This is a genomic window from Jezberella montanilacus (genome assembly GCF_003003055.1).
GTDB lineage: Bacteria > Pseudomonadota > Gammaproteobacteria > Burkholderiales > Burkholderiaceae_B > Zwartia > Zwartia montanilacus.
Map to the genome: position 1 here is coordinate 1 of NZ_PVTV01000010.1, position 1,037 is coordinate 1,037.

1 pseudogene is annotated in these 1,037 nt (G+C 52.2%); it reads right to left on the reverse strand.

What is annotated here, in order from left to right:
- A pseudogene (locus tag BCM14_RS01575) lies at positions 1-968 on the reverse strand (IS3 family transposase); the annotation flags it as partial.
- Positions 969-1,037: the final 69 nt, after the last annotated feature.

The following is a 1,037-nucleotide window of genomic DNA, read 5'->3' on the forward strand; positions in this document are numbered from 1 at the left end:
TCGGCTATGAAACCAGTTCATTGCCAAACACTCATCCCTAAACTTGCCATTAAAACTTTCGTTGGTGCCGTTCTGCCATGGCTTGCCTGGCTCGATCAACATGTTTGTCATCCCATGGCGAGCCGCCCAGTCCAGCAACACCGTACTCACAAACTCCGGGCCATTATCGCTTCGCAGATACGTAGGATATCCGCGCTCTGCTGCGACGGCCTGCAGCACCTCGACAACCCTTTTGCCTCGAATCGAGCCTGCAACATCAATGAATAAACTTTCCTTCGTGAATTCGTCGATCATCGTCAGGCATTTTAATGTCTGTCCGTTCGCACAGGCATCAAAGACAAAGTCATAGCTCCACACTTCATTTGGTCGGCTAGGTGCGCCGATTTGTGTACGTTCAGGCCGATAGCGCTTCTTGGTCTTCTTCGCCGGTACCTGAAGCCCGTGCTTTGCCCAGATCCGAGCTGTACGGTCCCGTCCAAGCGCTATGCCATCACGCCGTAAAAAGATCCTCACTCGTCTGGCGCCAAACCGAGGGTACTTGTCAGAATAGTGACGCATAGCCTGAACAATCGGTGCATCCTTGATCGGCATCTTGCACGTATAGGTCAAACCTGATCTTGCAACTTGAAGCAGCGCACAGGCCCGTCTTTGGCTGACCCCGCGCTCGATGGCATAACGAGCCTGGGCCAATCGAGCCTGCACGCTCACCACTTTTTTGCGGTGATCTCCTTCATGACCTCGATTTCCAGATCACGTTCAGCCAAAATCTTCTTTAACCGGCTGTTCTCCTGCTCTAAATTACGCAGTCTTTTAACGTCATCCGTACCCATATCGCCAAATCGCTTGCGCCAGACATAAATCGAGGACTCACCCACGCCATGCCGCTTGGCTACCGCTGCAATTGGGTCCCGATCAGCTTCTTGCAATATGCGAACGATCTGTTCGTCCGTAAATCGTGCTTTCTTCATCACTGCTCCTTGCTGTCAAGGAGCCATTGTCTCTAATTTCGCGTGGTCTGAAAATCCCAGGGCAGGTCA